The sequence below is a fragment of the Collinsella sp. AM23-17 genome, from assembly GCF_003470945.1.
Taxonomy (GTDB): Bacteria; Actinomycetota; Coriobacteriia; order Coriobacteriales; family Coriobacteriaceae; genus Collinsella; species Collinsella aerofaciens_O.
The window spans coordinates 1-17,001 of record NZ_QRHU01000002.1 but is presented as its reverse complement, the minus strand read 5'-3'; the positions used below and the strand labels follow the sequence as shown (position 1 = coordinate 17,001).

Below are 17,001 nucleotides of genomic sequence, written 5' to 3'. Positions count from 1 at the left end.
GTATGCTGGAAGACGGCATTTTTCAGAGTGAATGCATACCTTGGTAAGGAGTTTGTCGATGGCGATTCGGACGATGGGGCCGAGCGGACAATACGAGACTGGATTGGATGCTGCCGGTGCGGCGCTGCCCGAGCTGCTGGCGCCGGCGGGCGGACTCGACCAGATGCTTGCGGCCATCGCCGCGGGTGCCGATGCCATCTATGCGGGGTTGGGCGGCTTTAACGCCCGTGTGAGCGCCCATGGCTTTACGGATAACGAGTTTGCGCGCGGCTGCGCCGTGGCGCATGCCCATGGCGTGCGTGTGTACGTAACGCTCAACGTGTTCGTGTTTGACGATGAGTTGTCCGACGCGGTGGCGTTGGGAGCTCATGCACTGGAGCTGGGCGCCGATGCTCTGATTGTCGCCGATGCCGGGTTGGCCTGCGCGCTGCGCGCGGCGATTCCCGGGGTCGAGATTCACCTGTCCACGCAAGCGGGCGCTCATAGCGAGGGTGCCGTGCGGCTTGCCGCCGATGAGCTGGGGGTCGAGCGCGTGACGACGGCACGCGAGCTGACGGTCGACGAGATTGCGGCGCTCTGTGCCACGGGCGTGCCCATCGAGGTATTCTGCCACGGTGCGATTTGCATCGGCTATTCGGGGGCGTGCGAGTTCTCGGCCTTGCGGCGTGGGCGCTCGGCGATGCGCGGCGACTGCACGCAGCCGTGCCGTCTGGCGTACGACCTAGTGGACGAGGCGGGGCAGAGTGTTGTTGCCGTTGAGGGCGACCGACTGCTGTGCCCGCGTGATTACTTGGGTATCGAGCATCTGCCCGAACTCGTTGCCGCCGGGGTGGCGTCGCTCAAGATCGAGGGGCGCATGAAAAACCCCGACTATGTGTTCAACGTGGTGCGGGCGTGGCGCCGAGCACTCGACATGCTGCGCGACGGCGCGTGGGATGCTGCTGACGTGGCTGCACTCGAGCGCGAGCTGGGCCGGTCGTTTAACCGCGGGTTTACCGACGCGTATCTGCGGGGGCGTTCGGGCACCGAGCTTATGAGCTTTGAGCGTGCGATCAACCAAGGCGTGCGCGTGGGACGCCTGGTGGCCGTGGGCCACGAGGAAGTGACCGTCGAGCTCGATGCCGCCGTGGCGGCGGGCGATACGCTCGAGATCAGGTTTTATCCGGGTGCCGACGCGCGTCCCGATGTGCCCAAGCGCTGGCCGCAGGTGCCCTGCCCGGTGAGTGCCGCGGCGGGGGAGCGCGTCGCCGTGCACTGCAAGCGCAAGGTCGATGTGGACTGCGAGGTGTACTTGATTCGCAGTGCTGGCGTGCTGGAACAGACGGCGGCGGCTCTGGAGCGCATGCATGCCGAGGCGGATGCGGTCGCGCCCGCCGTGCGTGCCGTTGAGGTGTTGCCGTTTGAGGGCGTTCTGACGGATAGCATTGCGCCGGTGGCGGAGCCGGCGGAACTTGCGGAGTCGGCGGAGCAGGGGGCTTTGGCTCGCATGCTCTTTGCCTGGGAGCTGATGGATGCCGACCCGTGTGACGAGCTCGACCTGTCCGATGCGACCGTGGTGCTCGATGAGGTCTGTCGCGGGGGCGACGTCGAGCGGGCCCGCTCGCTGATGCAGCGTGCCGGGCGTGTGGTCTGTCGCAATTTGGGACAGGTTGCGATGGCGCGTGAGTTGGGCGTGGCGTTTGATGTGGCGGCGCCGGTGTTTTGCACCAACCGTGCCACGCTTGCCTGGATGCGCGGGCTTGGCGCGGGGCGGGTGTACGTGCCGGCCGAGTTGCTCGGCAATGACAAGGAGCGTATTGCCGAGCTGGCTGCCGAGCCTGGCGTCCTTGGGCCCATCGACGCCGACCACCCCGAGCTTATGGTGTCTGAGCATTGCCTGCTGACCGCCGAGGGCGTCTGCGCGACGGATGCGACGGGGCAGGTCCATTGCCGCGACTGCTCACGTCGTCGACAAACGCGCTATTTAGTTGAACGTGACGGTATGCGCCTGCCGGTCGCTGTTGACGCGTGCGGCAGGACGAGGATTTTCCTGTCGTAGGTGCCGCGTCGCGTCAGTTTGTTATCATATGAGAGTTTATGGACTTCCAGCACCGCCGTTTTCGGCGAGGGTGCTATAGCAAAAGGAGGATACCCAATGCTGTCTGTTGACGAGCAAATGCGTATCATCACCTCGGGCGCAGCGCAGATCGTCCCCGAGGCCGATCTTCGCAAGAAGCTTGAGAAGGGCGAGCCCCTCAACATCAAGCTCGGCGTCGATCCCACCAGCCCCGACCTGCACCTGGGCCACGCCGTGCCCCTGCGCAAGATGCGTCAGTTCCAGGACCTGGGCCACAACGTCACCCTCATCATCGGCAACGGTACCGCGCTGATCGGCGACCCCTCGGGCAAGAACTCCACTCGCCCGCAGCTTTCGCAGGAGCAAATCGAGGCCAACGCCGAGACCTACGTGAGCCAGGCCATGAAGATCCTGGATCCCGAGAAGACTACCATCGTGCACAACGGCGATTGGATCCTTTCGATGGACCTAGCCGGCCTGCTGCAGGTGTGCTCCAAGTTCACCGTCGCCCGCATCCTCGAGCGCGACGACTTTACCAAGCGCTACCAGTCCCAGACGCCGATCGCCCTGCACGAGTTCCTGTACCCCGTGATGCAGGCATTCGACTCCGTGCAGATTAAGGCCGACGTCGAGATGGGCGGCACCGACCAGCTCTTTAACCTGCTCGCTGGCCGCGAGCTTATGGAGAAGATGGGCATGGAGCCGCAGATCGCGCTCACCATGCCGCTGCTCGAGGGTACCGACGGCGTGCGCAAGATGTCCAAGTCCTATGGCAACTACATCGGCCTGACCGACGCTCCCAGGGATATGTTCGGCAAGACCATGTCTATCCCCGACGAGATGATTGGCAAGTACTATCGTCTGGCCAGTTCGCTCACCCCGGCCGAGGTCGACAAGATCGACGCCGCCCTGGCCGACGGTTCCGCCGACCCCTACGAGCTCAAGCGCGCTCTGGGCCGCGACCTGTGCGATACCTACCACGGCGCCGGCGCCGGCGACGAGGCCCAGGCCGAGTTCGACCGTGTGTTCAAGGAGGGCCAGCTTGCCGACTTCCCCGAGAAGCACGTTGAGCTGACTGTTAACGACGAGGGCCAGATCTACCTCGCCGGCCTGCTCAAGGATCTGGGTCTTTCGGCGAGCGCCGGCCAGGCCCGTCGCGACATCGACGGCGGCGGCGTCAAGATCAACGGCAAGGCTGTGGCTCCCAAGAGCTACAACATCGACCCCAGCGCCCTCAAACTGGGCGACACCCTCTCCGTAGGCAAGCGCAAGGGCTTCAAGTTGGTCTAACAACTAAGTTAACCCAGCATGTGCAAAAGGGCCGCGACCGGATCAATTCCGGCCGCGGCTTTTTTAATGAAGGGTCTGACGGTGTCTCGAAGTGGCTGGGTGATGCTATTCTGATTGGGAAGCTTTGACAACCATGTCCCAAGAAATGATGTCCTTGGCCGCCGCGGTTGCCGAATTGGCAGATTTTTTCTCCGTATAGATTTTTTCGGCAGCGTCAGATGCCGCTCCAACGGTTTCGTCATCGACCCCAGCGGCCTCAGCAATCCACAGGACTAAGGCCACGCACTGCAAGCGATTATAGATATCTTTGGCTGGCCTATTGTCTTCCTGTGCCTCGAGCCAAGCTATGCAGTGCTCCTTTTCCGTGCTGCCGGACTGATTCGGGCTTCTCCAAATATTTTTGTCGTAATACGCCGACCGTGGATAATTGTTTTTTTTAGTTTCTGCCCATGTCTTCATTTCGACGGCATTCATATCCATTTCGAGATTCATTAGCACTTCTTTCATAGAACTTATAGATGACTCTTTAGTATTTATCTCATAAATATTGGTGCAATGGGGTCAGGTTACTTTGCATCAAGCTGGTGCCGACGCTTTGGATCCCTTGGGCAGGATCGTCGTCTAGCAATGATAGGGCCACTCGATATCCCAATCTGTCAGCCCTTTGTGGAGCACATCGCCCTCGCGAACGTCGTACGTCCAAAAACGCCCTTTGCTGGGGTTTCCACCAGGCTGAGGTTTGGCGTCCTCGACGACGCCAAACCTTTCGGGAAAGTTGACATAACGCCCGTGTATCGAGGTACTCCGAACATCCCAAAAGCGCACGCGGTCGCCTTTTTCAAATTTCGGCTTTTCCGGAATCAATCCGAGCGTCTTCATGAAGTCGTAAACCTCGGGATTGTGAACTGGAATCCAATATGCCGGTCTGCCAGCCGCATGCAGTGCATCCGCGATTTCGTTTACGTAGGTCACTGCGCGAAGCGCATCGTGACCGACCACCACTAGTTCACCATAAAAGCTAAGCTCATAGGCAAGCTTGTAGTGGGCCAATGTGCTTGCAGCGCGGTCGAGGCGGGGGCTTCCGTTGATTGCGCGACAAGTCTGAGCTTCATCAAGAGATCCCGAGACAGTATTAGGCCCTCCAATGTAATCGCCCGTTTCTCCCATGGCGTTGGAGGCAAGGTCGAGATAGCCCTTCGCTATGCTGGCGGCGTTCAGACAGATTTCCGTCGCGTTAGAGCGGTAACTATCTGCCAGATACCCTGCTGTCTCCCGCGCGAGCTCTTCAGAAATCTCGAGGGACCTCTTCATTTCGCTCTCGTCGTGCTCGCTACGCTCGTAGACGAGCTTCGTGTTACGACCTGGCGTGCTCGCACGGTCGTTGCGGTCCGTATAACATTCGACATCACGTCCCAGCCGCGGAACGATCTCGTCGGCAAACCGCCTGCAGCGCTCCTCGTCAGCCACTTTCCACGGCATGACGAATTCAGACACAAGAGGAGTGCCAAGCCGCCAGTCGATATTAAGCTGCAGTTCAATCGGTCCTTTGCCGCTGAGCTTCTCGGGTTCAACGAGTTCGGCAGATTTCACACAGAGGCTATTGCTGAGAGGCCATTGCAAGGCATCTGCAATTTCATCTATGGCTCTCTTCGGCGACACCGTTGAAGAGGAATAATCCTTGTAATAAAACATAACGCCCCTATCTCATGCTACCTAGAGTGGTCCGTCCTTCTCGTGTTACCGGCATTGCCGTGGCATCTCGAGTGTCCTCATGAGCTCAATAACCTCGGGATTGCGAACTGGAATCCAAAATGCCGGTCTACCGGCCATGTCCAACTCATCAGCAAACTCATTCGCGTAGACTACCGCGCACAGCGCGTCAAGACCGCTGAGCGGCGCGCCGTTATGAACGCATCGCATGCAATAATCGAGCTCGTGCGCGGCGTGCCTTAGCCATAAGTCGGCACAACGTATCGCTCGTGCCTCCGACGCATTTTCCAAGTAATTGGAGATGTCGGGCGCGAATACATCCAGACCGCCCACGGCGTGGTAGGCGATTTCGAGACTCGACAGCACCGCCTCACCGGCATAGTGGCAGATGTTGGGGGCCATGGCGCGAAAGTCGTCCTCCAGGCACCTCGCGGCTTCTCGCGCGTCATTTTCGGCCGATTTGAACAGCGGTTCGATTGTGTCAGACAGAAAGTAGTCGGGCTCTCGCTCGTAGACAAGCTTAGTATCGCGCCCGATCTCGCGTGCGCGGGCGCTGTCGCCAGCAAAGCAGTCAACATCGCGACCAAGTTCGGTAAGCAGGTATTGACTAAACGGCTTAAAGCGTACATCTCTCGAGGGTTGCCAGGGCTCGTCGAAGATCGGAGCGAAGGGCTTGCCAAACCGCGGATCGATATTGACCTGAAGCTGAATAGGGCAGTCGCTCTCGATATCTTCAGGTCCTACAAGTTCGACGGATTGTACGAAGGGAATAAGTCTAAAGGCGATGCGTACGCCGCGCATGATACCTTCGATAGTCCTCTGCGGTGCCCTCGGCTGTCCGCTGCAATCCTTGAGATAGAACAAGGTGTTTCCTTTCTCTTTGGCTTGTCCAAATGCCTTTGACATCAGAGTATATCTCGCCGTGCGGACATAAATTTTGCCCGGTGTGAGCGTGGATAATGTTCCGTTTTGAGCCTGTGCGTCGGGTAAAAATGGGAGATGTTTCTCCGTCCCCAAGGGATCATTAAGCGGAGGGAGGCGTATTTACGACCCTTCTTTTGGGCATACAATGGCTATTGGCTCGCTGCGGTGAAGGTCTGTCCGCTCCGCAGCTATTTCAAACGTTAAAGGAGTATGTATGTCCGTTGAGGTCATGAGGTCTGTGATCGAGGCCGCCGAGGGTCGCGTGCCCGTCGACACGCTGTTTACCAATGCGCAGATTGTCGACGTGTACGGTCAGCGCGTGGCGCCCGGTAGCGTTGCCGTCAAGGACGGCGTAATCGTTGGCGTGCTCTACGACGGTCGCGACGATGCCGCCGGCACCTACGAGGCGACCGAGGTCATTGACTGCCAGGGCCGCTATCTCGCCCCCGGCTTTATCGACGGACATCTGCACATTGAGTCCTCGAACATCCGCCCCGCCGAGTATGCGCGCATGGCGGCGACGCGCGGTACCACCACCGCCATTGCCGACAGCCACGAGATCGCCAACGTGGCGGGTTTCGACGGCCTGCGCTTTATGATCGAGGACGGTCGCCGCGCGCCCATTTCCATCAAGTACATGATGCCCTCGTGCGTGCCCGCGCTGCCCGATGAGCAAGCGGGCGCTGTGATTACCGCCGCTGATATGCAGGCGTTTTTTGCCGAGCATCCGGGCGACGTTTTTGGCCTGGGCGAGATGATGAACCTGCCGGGTGTCTTTATGGCCGACCCCGAGACCTGTGCTCGCATCGATGCTGCCAACCAGACGCCGTCCAAGCAGGTCGACGGCCATGCGCCGCTCGTTGCCGACAAGGACCTCAACGCCTATGCCGCGGCGGGCATTATCGCCGACCACGAGTCGACGATTCCCGAGGAGGCGCTCGACAAGCTGTCTCGCGGCATGTACGTGATGCTGCGCGAGGGTACGTGCAGCCATGACCTGGCCAATCTGTCGCCGATGCTGCTGGAGAACCCCGCGCGCGCCCGCCGCTGCTGCTTTGCGACTGACGACCGCGCCCCTTCCGATGCGCTTGCGACCGGCATGATCGACAATGCCTGCCGCGTGGCGATTGAGGCCGGTATCGACCCCGTGGTCGCTATCTCTATGGCGTCCCTCTCCACGGCCGAGGCGTTTGGCCTGGATCACGGCTGCCGCGACCCGCACGAGCTGCGTGGTGCGATTGCCCCGGGCAAGCGTGCCGACCTGCTGGTGCTCAATGACCTGACGTTTGCCACGGCGCCGCATCGCGTATATGCCGCCGGTGCTCTGGTGGCGCAGGACGGCACCTTTGTGGGCGAGATCGCACCCGAGATGGCCGAGGTTGCGGCGCTTGCCGATGAGCTGCGCGCCTCCGTTAAGCTGCCGAAGCTTTCGCTCGACGTATTCGACTACGCCTTTAAGCCGGGCGAGGCCGTGATTGACGTGGTGCCGGGTAAGGCCATCACGGGTATGGCTCGCCCCGAGAGCGCCGAGGGCCTGCGCCGCATTATGCTGATCGAGCGCCACGGCCGCGGCGTGTCGCTGCAGGCCGAGGGCGCCGACGGTGATGGTCCTGCGGGCCTGGGTCTTGTTGGCAAGCACATCGGTCGCGGCTGGGTACGCGGCTTTACCATCACGGGCGGTGCCATCGCTTCGACGATCGGCCACGATTCGCACAACGTGTGCGTCGTGGGCGATAACGCTGCCGATATGATGGCGGCTGTTGAAGCCGTGGGGCAGGGCGGTCACGTGCTGGTGCGCGATGGTGAGGTCGTAGCGCGCATTCCGCTGGCGCTCGGTGGCCTGATGAGCGAGGGCACGGCCGAGGATGTCGCCGCGCAGCACGACGACTTTATGGTCAAGGCGCGCGCCATGGGCATCGAGCCGCCGCTCGACCCCATCATGGGCATCATCTTCCTGCCCCTGCCGGTGATCCCGACGCTCCGCATCCGTCCCGAGGGCATGTTCGACGTCACCACCTTCACCTACGCCGACTAGTCATCGGGGACGTTCTTAAACGACTAGTCGTCGGGGACACTCTTTGGCGTGTCGCCTGACGCCGCGACCGTGGGCTCTCTGGCGCGCGTGAGCTATTTGCCAGGTCTATGTAACGTTTATGACTGCGGGGTCTTATTTGAGCTCCCTTTGGGTACGTTGGAATCGGATACACGTTCGATTCCAACAAGCCCGAAGGGAGCTTTTCTATGTTTAAACTGATTGCATCCGATATGGACGGCACGTTGCTTGACGAAAACGGCCAGGTGCCTCCCGAGACCTACGAACTGATTTTGGCGCTACGCGAGCATGGCGTGCATTTTGCCGCATCGTCAGGCCGCCGCTACGATCGCCTGTGCGAGTTCTTTGCGCCCGTTCGCGACAAGATGGACTTTGTCGCCGCTAACGGCGCCCAGGTCTACGCCGACGGTAAGATGGTAGACCGTGAGGTGTATTCCCACCTGGCGATTCGAAGGCTCGCCCAAGCCGTCAGGACGTTTCCCAATCTGCATCTTGCACTCTTTGACCGAACCAAGTCCTTTTTGCTCGATGACGAGAGCAAGTTCGTGCGCGAGGTCGATAAGGACCTTCCCAATGCCGAACGTATTTGGGAGCTGCCCGATCCCAGCGTAAATATCATCAAGGCGAGTATCTTTTGCGATGACTGCGCCGTTATGGACAGCGCCTACGTACTACAGCGCGAACTTGGCCAGCTCTTTACCTTTGCGCCTTCGGGCAACGCTTGGATCGATGCCATGCAGCCCGGCGTGTCGAAGGCCTCGGGCATCGCACAGCTTGCGGAGCATTACGGCATTGGGCGCGACGAGGTCATGGCGTTTGGCGACTCGATGAACGACTACGAGATCATTCGCTTTGTCGGTACGGGCTGTGCGATGGAAAACGCGCGCCCCGCGCTCAAAGCGGTTGCCGATCGCGTCGTAGGCTGCAACCGTGACCACGCCGTTCAGCATGAGCTCCGTCGCGTGCTGGAGAGCCTCTGCTAGACCGGTAGTTGGGGACATTCCTTATGCGCCGGCAGTTGGGGACAGACTTAAGTGAGTGAAACCACTCATTGGGGACAGACTTAAGTGAGTGCCGCCAGCGACTAGCCATTTAAGAACGTCCCCAATGACTGGCCGATGACTAGGCGAGGGCGGCCATGATGGTGCGGGCGACGCCGTCGTGGTCGTTGTCGTATTCGGTGATGGCGTCAGCGGCGTCGCGGTCCTCGGGCTCGCCGTTGATCATGGCCGTGCCGTGGCCTGCTGCCTGCAGCATGGGAATGTCGTTGATGTTGTCGCCGAACGCCCAGGCGTCGGCGAGAGGCTCGCCCAGATGCTCACATAGCCAAGCCAATGCCGTTCCCTTGGTGGCTCCCTCGCCCATGACCTCGATATTCATGGCGTACGAACGCGTGACCTCAATGCCTTCGAGCGTGTCGAGCTCCGCCGCGATGGCGTCGCGATCGGCCGGGTCGTGCCAGTACATGGCGATGCGTTCGAGTGTCTCGACCTCGTCGATCTTGTTGTCGATATCCATGTCGATCGGTGTTCGTGTGCGCTTGAGCGAAGCCGCGATGTGGGGGTCGCCGCCGCAGAATTCGTCCAGACGCGTGTAGAGCGAGCGGGGGAGGAAGCACTGCCCGTCCGCGAAGATATCGAAGGTGACGTCATGGCCGGCGGCAATGCTATGGACGCGGTGGGCGATGGCGCGGTCGAGCGGTCGGCTCAAAATGCGCGTAGCACGTGAGGTATCGGTGGGCGTACCGTCGTCGAGCTGCCAGACACTGGCACCATTGGCGCAGACCGCGTAGCGCACGGCAGGATGGGCGAGGATGGGCTCAAAGATGCCCGACAGCGGGCGCCCCGTGCAGGGTACAAACTCAATGTCGCGGCGTGCGAGCTCGTCGAGCATCGCCCAGGTGGCGTCGCCCATCTGCTTATCGCTCGTCAGCAGCGTTCCATCCATGTCGGAAAACACAATCATTCGATGCAGCCCTTTCTACTGGCATAAAAAGCGTGGCCGAGGGCGGTGATGCCCTGGCCACGCTCGGGTTCTATAACGGTCCGCGTCCTAGCGGTCGGCGAGCGGCTTGTACTCCAGCGGCTCGATCACCGGACGGTATGCCGGGCGGATGATGCGATGCGCGCAGAAGAGCTCTTCCATGCGGTGCGCCGACCAGCCGGCCATGCGGGCGACGGCGAATAGCGGCGTAAAGAGCGTCTCGGGCACGCCGAGCATCTTGTAGATAAAGCCTGTGTACAGGTCGATGTTGGCGCAGATAGGCTTGGTCATGCCGTGGTCGCGCATCACCTGCGGTGCTAGGCGCTCGATGCGCTCGATGAGCGCGAACTCATCGCCCAGGTCCTTCTTGGCGGCAAGCGTGCGCGCGTAACGGCGGCACACCTCGGCGCGCGGGTCGCTCAGCGTGTAGACGGCGTGGCCCATACCGTAGATGAGACCCGTGCCGTCGAAGGCCTGCTTGTCGAGAATCTTACCCAGGTAGGCTGCGACCTCGTCCTCGTCCTCCCAGTTGGAGACATGTGCGCGGATGTCCTCGTGCATGGACACGACCTTGGCGTTGGCGCCGCCGTGGCGCGGGCCCTTGAGTGAGCCGATGGCCGCGGCGTAGGCGGAATACGGGTCGGTGGCCGAGGAGGACAGCACGCGGCAGGCAAACGTGGAGTTATTGCCGCCGCCGTGCTCGGCATGCAGCATGAGCATCACGTCGAGCAGCATGGCTTCGTCGCGGGTGAATGCCATGCCGCCGCGCAACACCTGCAGGATGGTCTCGGCGGTGGAGAGGCCGGGTGTGGGGTGCGGTACATGAACCTCGGAGCCGCGGCGCTTGGCGACCGAGGCCATATGCGCGAAGGCGGCGATGCGGGGGAGACGGGCGAGCATGGAGATGGCGACGTCGATTTCGTGCTCGGGCGTAATGGCGTCGGGCTCGGCGTCGAAGGCGTAGAGCAGCAGCACGGCGCGCTGAAGCACATTCATGATGCTCGACGACACCGTGGTCATGGGGAACTCTTTGACGTACTCGTCGCTCAGGTGCCTAAAAGCGCCCAGACGTCCGCAAAAACCGTCGAGCTCCTCTTTGTTGGGCAGCGAGCCCGTGATGAGCAGGTAGGCGACCTCTTCGTAGCCATAGCGATTCTCGGCCTGGGCGTTGTTGACGAGGTCCTCGATGCTGTAGCCGCGCAGCGTAAGCTTGCCCTGGTCGGGCACGACTTTGCCGTCGACCTTGTTGTAGCCGTGCACGTCCGAGATGCGGGTAAGGCCCGCGACCACGCCCGAGCCATCGGCATTGCGCAGGCCGCGCTTGACGTTGTGCTCTACGAACAGGCCCTCGTCGTACGGGGCGGTCGGCAGGCCGTGGTAGAGGTTTTCGCTTTCGGGCGAAATCTGACGGCTCGCCTCGTAATCCAGAACCAGGCGGCTCAGGTGATCGTCGAAGCGGTAGTAGATTTTCTTGGCGTCGTAGGCCATGCGCGCTCCTCTCCGGTCCGCTTTGGGGCCGCGCGCTTGGACGATATAACGTCAAGCTGCCCCGAGCGGCTTGTTCGCTACAGGCGGTACATAAAGTTAAAGACGTCCTCGCGCTGGATGGACACGTTGACGCCCGAAAGCTCGCCGGCCTCGGCCAGCGCCTTCTGCAGCTCGGCGAAGTCGAGCTTGGACTCGGCGGTGTCGGCCAGCATGGTCATGGTGAAGATGTCCTCGATAATGGACTGCGTAATGTCGCGGATGTCGACGTTGGCCTCGCCCAGAACGCGGGTGACGCCGGCGACGATGCCGGGGCGGTTCTTGCCAAGGACGGTGATGACGATACGGGAGGACGAGATCTCGGCCATGGGAAACCCTTTCGCGTGGTTGCGGCGCGCGCGGGGCGCTCCGCTACGGTACAGTGTTCATCATTGTACCTGTCTGGCGCAAAAAAGGCGCGCTCGCTGCGGCGTTACATGCCTGCAACATGAGCGTAAGGGGGAAGGCCGTACGGGGAAGAGCCGTCTGGCGCGTGTCCGGCTCGTGTTGGGTTGATTTCCGATCTCAGCCGAACACATTGAGCGGACAGGCCGTTCCCGCAGTCAGCCGAACGCCTCCGACGGCTGATTCCGAACTGGAAGCGGAGGGCATCCCCGCCCTTCGGTAGGGGATACCGCTCCGTGGCGCATGCCGCGGGCGGCGCCCCTATCGGACCACCGTGACCTCAGTTGGGATGGGCCCAGCACTGCCGCGTACTCGGTGAGCTAGAGCCAACTGTTCGTCTTCACGTCGCGTATGGCGATATTTCGGTCGTCCGGCTCGGTGATGCCGTAGCCGAACGCCTGGAGCGTCTCGATGGACTCCTGGATCCTCTGTTGGAACATGGGACCCGGATCGACCCTCGGCCCGAGGTGCCCGCGCCAAAGGCACGGCGTGGCGCGCAGCATGTTATGGATTTTGGAGATGGGCTCGATGTCGGCGTAGACGTTGAGCGTCGCCATGGCGTCCTTGTGGCCGAGGATCGATTGGAGCGCCTTGATATCGCCGCCTTGGCGGATCCACTGCGTTGCGAACGTGTGGCGAAGGCCGTGGAACGTGATCAGCTCGTCGTTGGTGCCCATGAGGCCGTTGGTCTCCGAGAACGTCTTGAACGCCCTGCGGATATAGCTTGTCGTCGCGAAGGTCGCGCCCGGCTCCGACAGGATGTAGCAGTCCCCGATCTCGACCGCCCCGGTAAGGCCGCGCAAGCGCAGCTTTCCGCAGTCGATCTCGTGGGTCTCCTTCAGGAAGGGGAGTAGGCCGACCGGGTCGATGGGGATACCCCTGGCGTCATGGGTCTTGGTGTCCTTGATGAACGAACCCATTCCCTTCGCGTACGCCACCGAGTGTCTGATCGAGATCAGGCCCGTCTCGAAATCCATATCGCACCACCGAAGGCCGCAGACCTCGCCGATTCGCATCCCCGTGTGCAGGGCGAGTACGACCGCCCTCTAATCCTCGGCGGACCAATCGAGTCCGAACTCCTTTCGGGCATCCTCTTCGCTCATGACTTCGAGAAGGTCTCCGGGTTGGCAACGAAGGGCGAGGCATAGCTGCTCGAGTGTGTTGAAGCGAATGCCGCGAATATGCCCTTTTTTAATACGGGACAGGTTCACGGGCGTGGTTCCAATCCTTTCGGCAAGTTCGTTCGAGGAAATCTTTCGCTCGGCCATGATCTTGTCGAGGCGAACAATTACGGGCATGGCGTTTCCTTACGCAATCTCGTCGGAGTCGAGGTACAGCTCTCGGGCGTACAAGAAGAGCTGGGAAAGCATGAACAGGACGATGCCGAGAACCAGAGAGGTCCAATCGAATGATGAAGCGATCTCTTGGGCGCCGACGGCCTCCTCGCCGCCAAACATCGAAACGGAGGTTTTGAGTGAGCCGGCGTAGAGGCTGGTGGCAGCTTGAACAACGAAGAGAATGCCGAGCACCTTCAAGCATGTCGCAGACCCTTTCTTGAAGGGGTCTCCGCTCTTGATCGTCCACACGAGAACGGCGCTGAGGATGGTCGTAGCGATACCGATGACGGCAGGGACCAATGTCGAGATCGCAAGGGCTGGATACGCGGGGGAGTCTGCAATTACAGGGTTGTCGAGCACTTCGATTGCTGGCTTTAAGGAGAACGCCACTTGTGCGATGGCGGTGGCGCAAAGGGTCGCAGAGGCTATCGCACATGCGATGCGGAAGGAATGAAGCCGGGGAGTGCGATTGTCGGAACTCATAATAACCTCCGAAGAATTTAAAAAACTCAGGTTACTTTTTAACAGTTTATGTTAAATTGACTTTGCCGGCAAGTAATAAGGGCCGAGCATTTTGTTCGGCCCCTCTGTTCCGACTGGATGAGGTTAAGGTTGGCGATGAATATGCTCAAAATCTCGAAGGCGATCTTTAGGTCGCTTCTCTCCTCCAGGTCGCTCTGTGTTGTCGTTGTTGCGTTGATGGTTCTTTGTGCTCTGCCCGTCTTCAGGAGCGCGGCTGGCATCGACGGACGGGTTGAATACCTCGAGTCGGGAATAACCCGTGTTGAGCAGGAATTGTCAGCATCCTATGCGGATGCGCTTGTGAATGCGGGGGAGGACGGTGTCTATACCTCTTCATCAAGCATGCCCGCGCTTCTGTACCCTCTTGCCGCGGGACGTCTTATCTTGGCACCGCTCTCTCCCCTACTTCCGTTTCTGCAGGTATCGGATGGAGCGTACTCCTTTTATGACGGATCGAAGGAGTACTTGCTATGGGCCGCAACGGCCGTTGCCGTCTCGTTCCTTGCCGCGCGTCTTAACAAACGTGAAAAACTCATCATCCAGGCACCGATGGGTGAGCTGGGCAGGCTTGTTGCATCGAGCGTATGGGCGAGTGTTTTTGCGATGCTTGCCGTCTTCGCTGTCAATCTTCCAGGGATAATCGCCGCACTTGTGAAGAATGGCCCGGGCTCGCTGTTCTATCCGATAGGCTACGTTCAATATGCGACTCCGGTTATCAAACCGGCTTGGCTGGTGTTCGCACAGACGGCCATCTTGCAATTCTTGGTGGCGGCGTTCATCTCGCTCGTCGTTCACCTTGCCGTGAAGATTGCCAATAACCCTACGCTTGGAATCGTGTTCGTATGTGCCCTGATGGGGGCGACGATGGTTCCCGGGTATTACGGAAGATCCATCGCTTTACGTGAGTTCGCCCTGTTGAATCCCCTTACGTATGCGAACACTGAGTTGACCGTCGGCGCCTATAGCCCGTACCCGACAACGCAGATAGTGAATCTGCCTGGACTTTGCTTCGAGCGTGGCGCGATTACCCTCGTATGCGCAATCGGGATCGAGGTGCTGGCAATTAGCCTGCTTTGCGTTGCTGGAAAGAGCGGCTGCGCGCGCCCGATGTCCCCGATTTGTCTTGAGAGAGGTTCCTTCACCGCATCGAGAACGACAGCCCGTTCGAGCGCTTGTGCCTCCGCCGTTGCATACGTAAGAACGATGGGGAAGCTGCTCCTGCATTCTCCTGCCCTCGCCGTATGCGCGATTGCAATGTCGACGGCGATGCTGGCCCCGGCTCTGGTCGAGGTGTTTCCTGACGCTGGTGACGTTTCCGCTGTTCGGTATAGGGATGGGGAGCTCCGTTCAATAGATCGGTATCTAGAGCAGGACGCTGCGAATATGGACGTCGAGGGCAAAGCGGCCCTGGAAGGCATGCGAGATGCTCTTTCGGGTTTCGTGTACGCGCCCACGCCTGCGGAGGGGTTTCGAAGCCTTGCGACGTACGAGCGCGCTCGAGGCGAGCTGGGCGCGGCAGATGCGACCCTCCTGCAATCGATCGGAATCGAGCCGGAGACTCCTTCTCGTGCGGAGGCGCGCGCCCTTCTGCTCGAGTCGATCGCGAGCTTGCCGGACCCCAAGGTTTACGAGTTAAGTACGAAGATGCCCCCATTAATCCTCCTTTCGTATCTCCAGGCAGCGTTTCCCTCCTTATTTTTGCTGTTGCCCGTGGTTGTCACATCGCTCGCGTGCACCCACCTGCAGTGTCGTTCCCTTCTGGTTCTCCAGATCCCCGCAACAGCGCATGTGCGTTTTCTGACGGCTGTTGCGCTGTCTCTCCTGCTTGGCTTGGCGCTGCTTTTGGTGTCGATGGTTCCCGCTGCGGTTGTGTCCTTGATTAAGAACGGTGCGGGTGGATCGGAGTATCCCGTCGCTCTCATTCGGGCGGGAGCTTCGACAACGTCCATGGTGGGGGAGGCGGTGTTGTGCAGTATTCCGTTGCTGGTCATGGCATACGGCGTGATTTCCGTCGTCGCTGCGTTGACAGCAGCGATTAGCCGCAACCCCGTTGTCACCGGAGTGGTTTGCGCGGTTCTCCTGGTGTTGGGTTCGTTGAGCGCTCATGTTGAAAGCGCGGGCATGGGCGTCGCGCTGCTGGCTCCATTCGCCTCGTTTGATCCCGCTTCCCAGGTGGGGACGATTGGGTTCCTTGGGCGAGGGACGAACGCGATGCCTTTTGGAGGGGTCGTCGGCGCATCGGGCGCTCTGCTGGTGGTTTTGGGCGCCGTATCTCCGTTGATGGTGCGCCTGAGTGTTCCAAAGATCGAAAGGGGATGATCTCGATGATTGGCCTTCAAACGCTGACGATCTCTTATGGAAAGAAGGTGCTCGTAGATTCGGTGGACGCTGAGTTTGCCCCGGGTACGGTCTACGGTCTCGTCGCTCCGAACGGGCATGGAAAGACGACGTTGCTGCGTGCGATGGCAGGTTTGCCGGGTCCTCGCGTGGACGGGAGCATCGTTCTGGATGAGGTGCAGGGTACGGGTGCGAGAGAGGTCCGTTCTATGATCTTCTATGCACCTGGTGAGGGGACGCTGCTGTATCCCGGATTGCGTGCGGAAGATCACCTCAAGATGGTTTGCGATATGTGGCCGCATGCTCGCGATATCGAAGAGATAGTGGAACAAACGCAGATAGGCGAGTTCGCGAAGATGAGGATCCGCACTCTGAGCCAGGGCATGAAGCAGCAGCTTACCCTGGCGATTGCGTATGCGACGGGCGCGCGGTACCTTCTATTAGATGAGCCCATGAACGCGCTCGACCCCAGCAGGGTGGACTTGCATTCCGAGATTCTCAGGAAGCTGGCCGATTCTGGTACGTGCATCATCATGTCATCCCACATCTTGGATTCGGTCGATAGGCTGTGCGATGAGATTCTGTTTTTGAAGGATGGGAGGCTCATTAGAAGCATTCCGCAAGATGATGCTGCGCCGAAGTCTCCTGGATCCCATTTCGCAAAGCCTGCCGGACGCGCCGAGGGTGCGCTAAGCACGTATCGGCGACTCTACGAAAAGGGCGGGTAGAAATGCAAGTTAAAAATCTATGTGGTCAATATAATACCGTTAAACCCGCATATCGATACCGCTCAGCCATTCGCCTCGCCGGTGACGCATAATTTCTTTCGCAAATTGACAACCGCATAGCGGAACACGGCC

The 17,001-nt window shown here is 60.3% G+C and carries 15 protein-coding genes; 6 read left to right on the top strand and 9 right to left on the bottom strand.

Annotated features, from left to right (window positions below):
• Positions 1-58 precede the first annotated feature (58 nt).
• Together DW645_RS00895 and tyrS are read left to right on the top strand one after the other, a co-directional pair.
• Positions 59-2,038, top strand: coding sequence for a U32 family peptidase (locus DW645_RS00895; RefSeq protein WP_158568644.1), 1,980 nt, complete (start codon positions 59-61; stop codon positions 2,036-2,038).
• A gap of 96 nt (positions 2,039-2,134) precedes the next feature.
• Positions 2,135-3,346 carry a tyrosine--tRNA ligase gene (tyrS, locus tag DW645_RS00890; RefSeq protein ID WP_118225852.1) on the top strand — a complete coding sequence of 404 codons (1,212 nt, stop codon included), beginning with the start codon at positions 2,135-2,137 and terminating at the stop codon, positions 3,344-3,346.
• A 105-nt stretch (positions 3,347-3,451) separates the two neighbouring features.
• Here the strand turns inward: tyrS and DW645_RS00885 are convergent, their stop codons facing one another.
• The 3 genes from DW645_RS00885 to DW645_RS00875 form a co-directional block, all read right to left on the bottom strand.
• Complete coding sequence (locus DW645_RS00885) at positions 3,452-3,838, bottom strand: hypothetical protein (protein ID WP_118225851.1); 387 nt, start codon at positions 3,836-3,838, stop codon at positions 3,452-3,454.
• A gap of 129 nt (positions 3,839-3,967) precedes the next feature.
• Positions 3,968-5,038: a hypothetical protein gene (locus tag DW645_RS00880; protein WP_118225850.1), complete on the bottom strand. Its 1,071-nt coding sequence runs from the start codon at positions 5,036-5,038 to the stop codon at positions 3,968-3,970.
• A 45-nt stretch (positions 5,039-5,083) separates the two neighbouring features.
• Entirely contained in the window at positions 5,084-5,920 is an 837-nt protein-coding gene (locus tag DW645_RS00875) for a hypothetical protein (protein ID WP_118225849.1), read from the bottom strand.
• A gap of 274 nt (positions 5,921-6,194) precedes the next feature.
• Here DW645_RS00875 and DW645_RS00870 point away from each other — a divergent pair, with 274 nt between their 5' ends.
• Positions 6,195-8,015, top strand: coding sequence for an adenine deaminase (locus tag DW645_RS00870; protein ID WP_118225848.1), 1,821 nt, complete (start codon positions 6,195-6,197; stop codon positions 8,013-8,015).
• 206 nt (positions 8,016-8,221) lie between these two features.
• Entirely contained in the window at positions 8,222-9,016 is a 795-nt protein-coding gene (locus DW645_RS00865; protein WP_118225847.1) for a Cof-type HAD-IIB family hydrolase, read from the top strand.
• A gap of 139 nt (positions 9,017-9,155) precedes the next feature.
• Here DW645_RS00865 and DW645_RS00860 read toward each other — a convergent pair whose 3' ends face one another.
• The 6 genes from DW645_RS00860 to DW645_RS09865 form a co-directional block, all read right to left on the bottom strand.
• Positions 9,156-9,998 carry a Cof-type HAD-IIB family hydrolase gene (locus DW645_RS00860; protein WP_118225846.1) on the bottom strand — a complete coding sequence of 281 codons (843 nt, stop codon included), beginning with the start codon at positions 9,996-9,998 and terminating at the stop codon, positions 9,156-9,158.
• An 87-nt stretch (positions 9,999-10,085) separates the two neighbouring features.
• On the bottom strand, positions 10,086-11,504 hold the full coding sequence (locus DW645_RS00855) for a citrate synthase (protein ID WP_118225845.1): 1,419 nt from the start codon (positions 11,502-11,504) through the stop codon (positions 10,086-10,088).
• Between the two features lie 77 nt (positions 11,505-11,581).
• Complete coding sequence (locus DW645_RS00850; RefSeq protein ID WP_006235289.1) at positions 11,582-11,869, bottom strand: ACT domain-containing protein; 288 nt, start codon at positions 11,867-11,869, stop codon at positions 11,582-11,584.
• A 396-nt stretch (positions 11,870-12,265) separates the two neighbouring features.
• Positions 12,266-12,973, bottom strand: a complete 708-nt coding sequence (locus DW645_RS00845; protein WP_255413338.1) for a site-specific integrase — start codon at positions 12,971-12,973, stop codon at positions 12,266-12,268.
• An 18-nt stretch (positions 12,974-12,991) separates the two neighbouring features.
• Positions 12,992-13,243 (bottom strand): helix-turn-helix transcriptional regulator, encoded by a 252-nt coding sequence (locus DW645_RS00840; RefSeq protein WP_006235292.1) that lies wholly within the window; start codon positions 13,241-13,243, stop codon positions 12,992-12,994.
• 9 nt (positions 13,244-13,252) lie between these two features.
• Entirely contained in the window at positions 13,253-13,765 is a 513-nt protein-coding gene (locus DW645_RS09865; protein ID WP_147356615.1) for a hypothetical protein, read from the bottom strand.
• A gap of 135 nt (positions 13,766-13,900) precedes the next feature.
• On the opposite strand from DW645_RS09865, the gene DW645_RS00825 reads away from it, so the two are divergent.
• Both DW645_RS00825 and DW645_RS00820 read left to right on the top strand, forming a co-directional pair.
• A complete protein-coding gene (locus tag DW645_RS00825; RefSeq protein ID WP_118225842.1) occupies positions 13,901-16,123 on the top strand; it encodes a hypothetical protein in 2,223 nt (740 codons plus the stop codon).
• Between the two features lie 5 nt (positions 16,124-16,128).
• On the top strand, positions 16,129-16,869 hold the full coding sequence (locus DW645_RS00820) for an ATP-binding cassette domain-containing protein (protein ID WP_158554606.1): 741 nt from the start codon (positions 16,129-16,131) through the stop codon (positions 16,867-16,869).
• The last annotated feature ends 132 nt before the right edge of the window (positions 16,870-17,001 follow it).

Coding starts and splice junctions, on each gene's coding strand:
- DW645_RS00895 (WP_158568644.1), top strand. CDS start 59: ATGGCGATTCGGACGATGGGGCCGAGCGGACAATACGAGACTGGATTG.
- tyrS (WP_118225852.1), top strand. CDS start 2,135: ATGCTGTCTGTTGACGAGCAAATGCGTATCATCACCTCGGGCGCAGCG.
- DW645_RS00885 (WP_118225851.1), bottom strand. CDS start 3,838: ATGAATCTCGAAATGGATATGAATGCCGTCGAAATGAAGACATGGGCA.
- DW645_RS00880 (WP_118225850.1), bottom strand. CDS start 5,038: ATGTTTTATTACAAGGATTATTCCTCTTCAACGGTGTCGCCGAAGAGA.
- DW645_RS00870 (WP_118225848.1), top strand. CDS start 6,195: ATGTCCGTTGAGGTCATGAGGTCTGTGATCGAGGCCGCCGAGGGTCGC.
- DW645_RS00865 (WP_118225847.1), top strand. CDS start 8,222: ATGTTTAAACTGATTGCATCCGATATGGACGGCACGTTGCTTGACGAA.
- DW645_RS00860 (WP_118225846.1), bottom strand. CDS start 9,998: ATGATTGTGTTTTCCGACATGGATGGAACGCTGCTGACGAGCGATAAG.
- DW645_RS00855 (WP_118225845.1), bottom strand. CDS start 11,504: ATGGCCTACGACGCCAAGAAAATCTACTACCGCTTCGACGATCACCTG.
- DW645_RS00850 (WP_006235289.1), bottom strand. CDS start 11,869: ATGGCCGAGATCTCGTCCTCCCGTATCGTCATCACCGTCCTTGGCAAG.
- DW645_RS00840 (WP_006235292.1), bottom strand. CDS start 13,243: ATGCCCGTAATTGTTCGCCTCGACAAGATCATGGCCGAGCGAAAGATT.
- DW645_RS09865 (WP_147356615.1), bottom strand. CDS start 13,765: ATGAGTTCCGACAATCGCACTCCCCGGCTTCATTCCTTCCGCATCGCA.
- DW645_RS00825 (WP_118225842.1), top strand. CDS start 13,901: ATGAATATGCTCAAAATCTCGAAGGCGATCTTTAGGTCGCTTCTCTCC.
- DW645_RS00820 (WP_158554606.1), top strand. CDS start 16,129: ATGATTGGCCTTCAAACGCTGACGATCTCTTATGGAAAGAAGGTGCTC.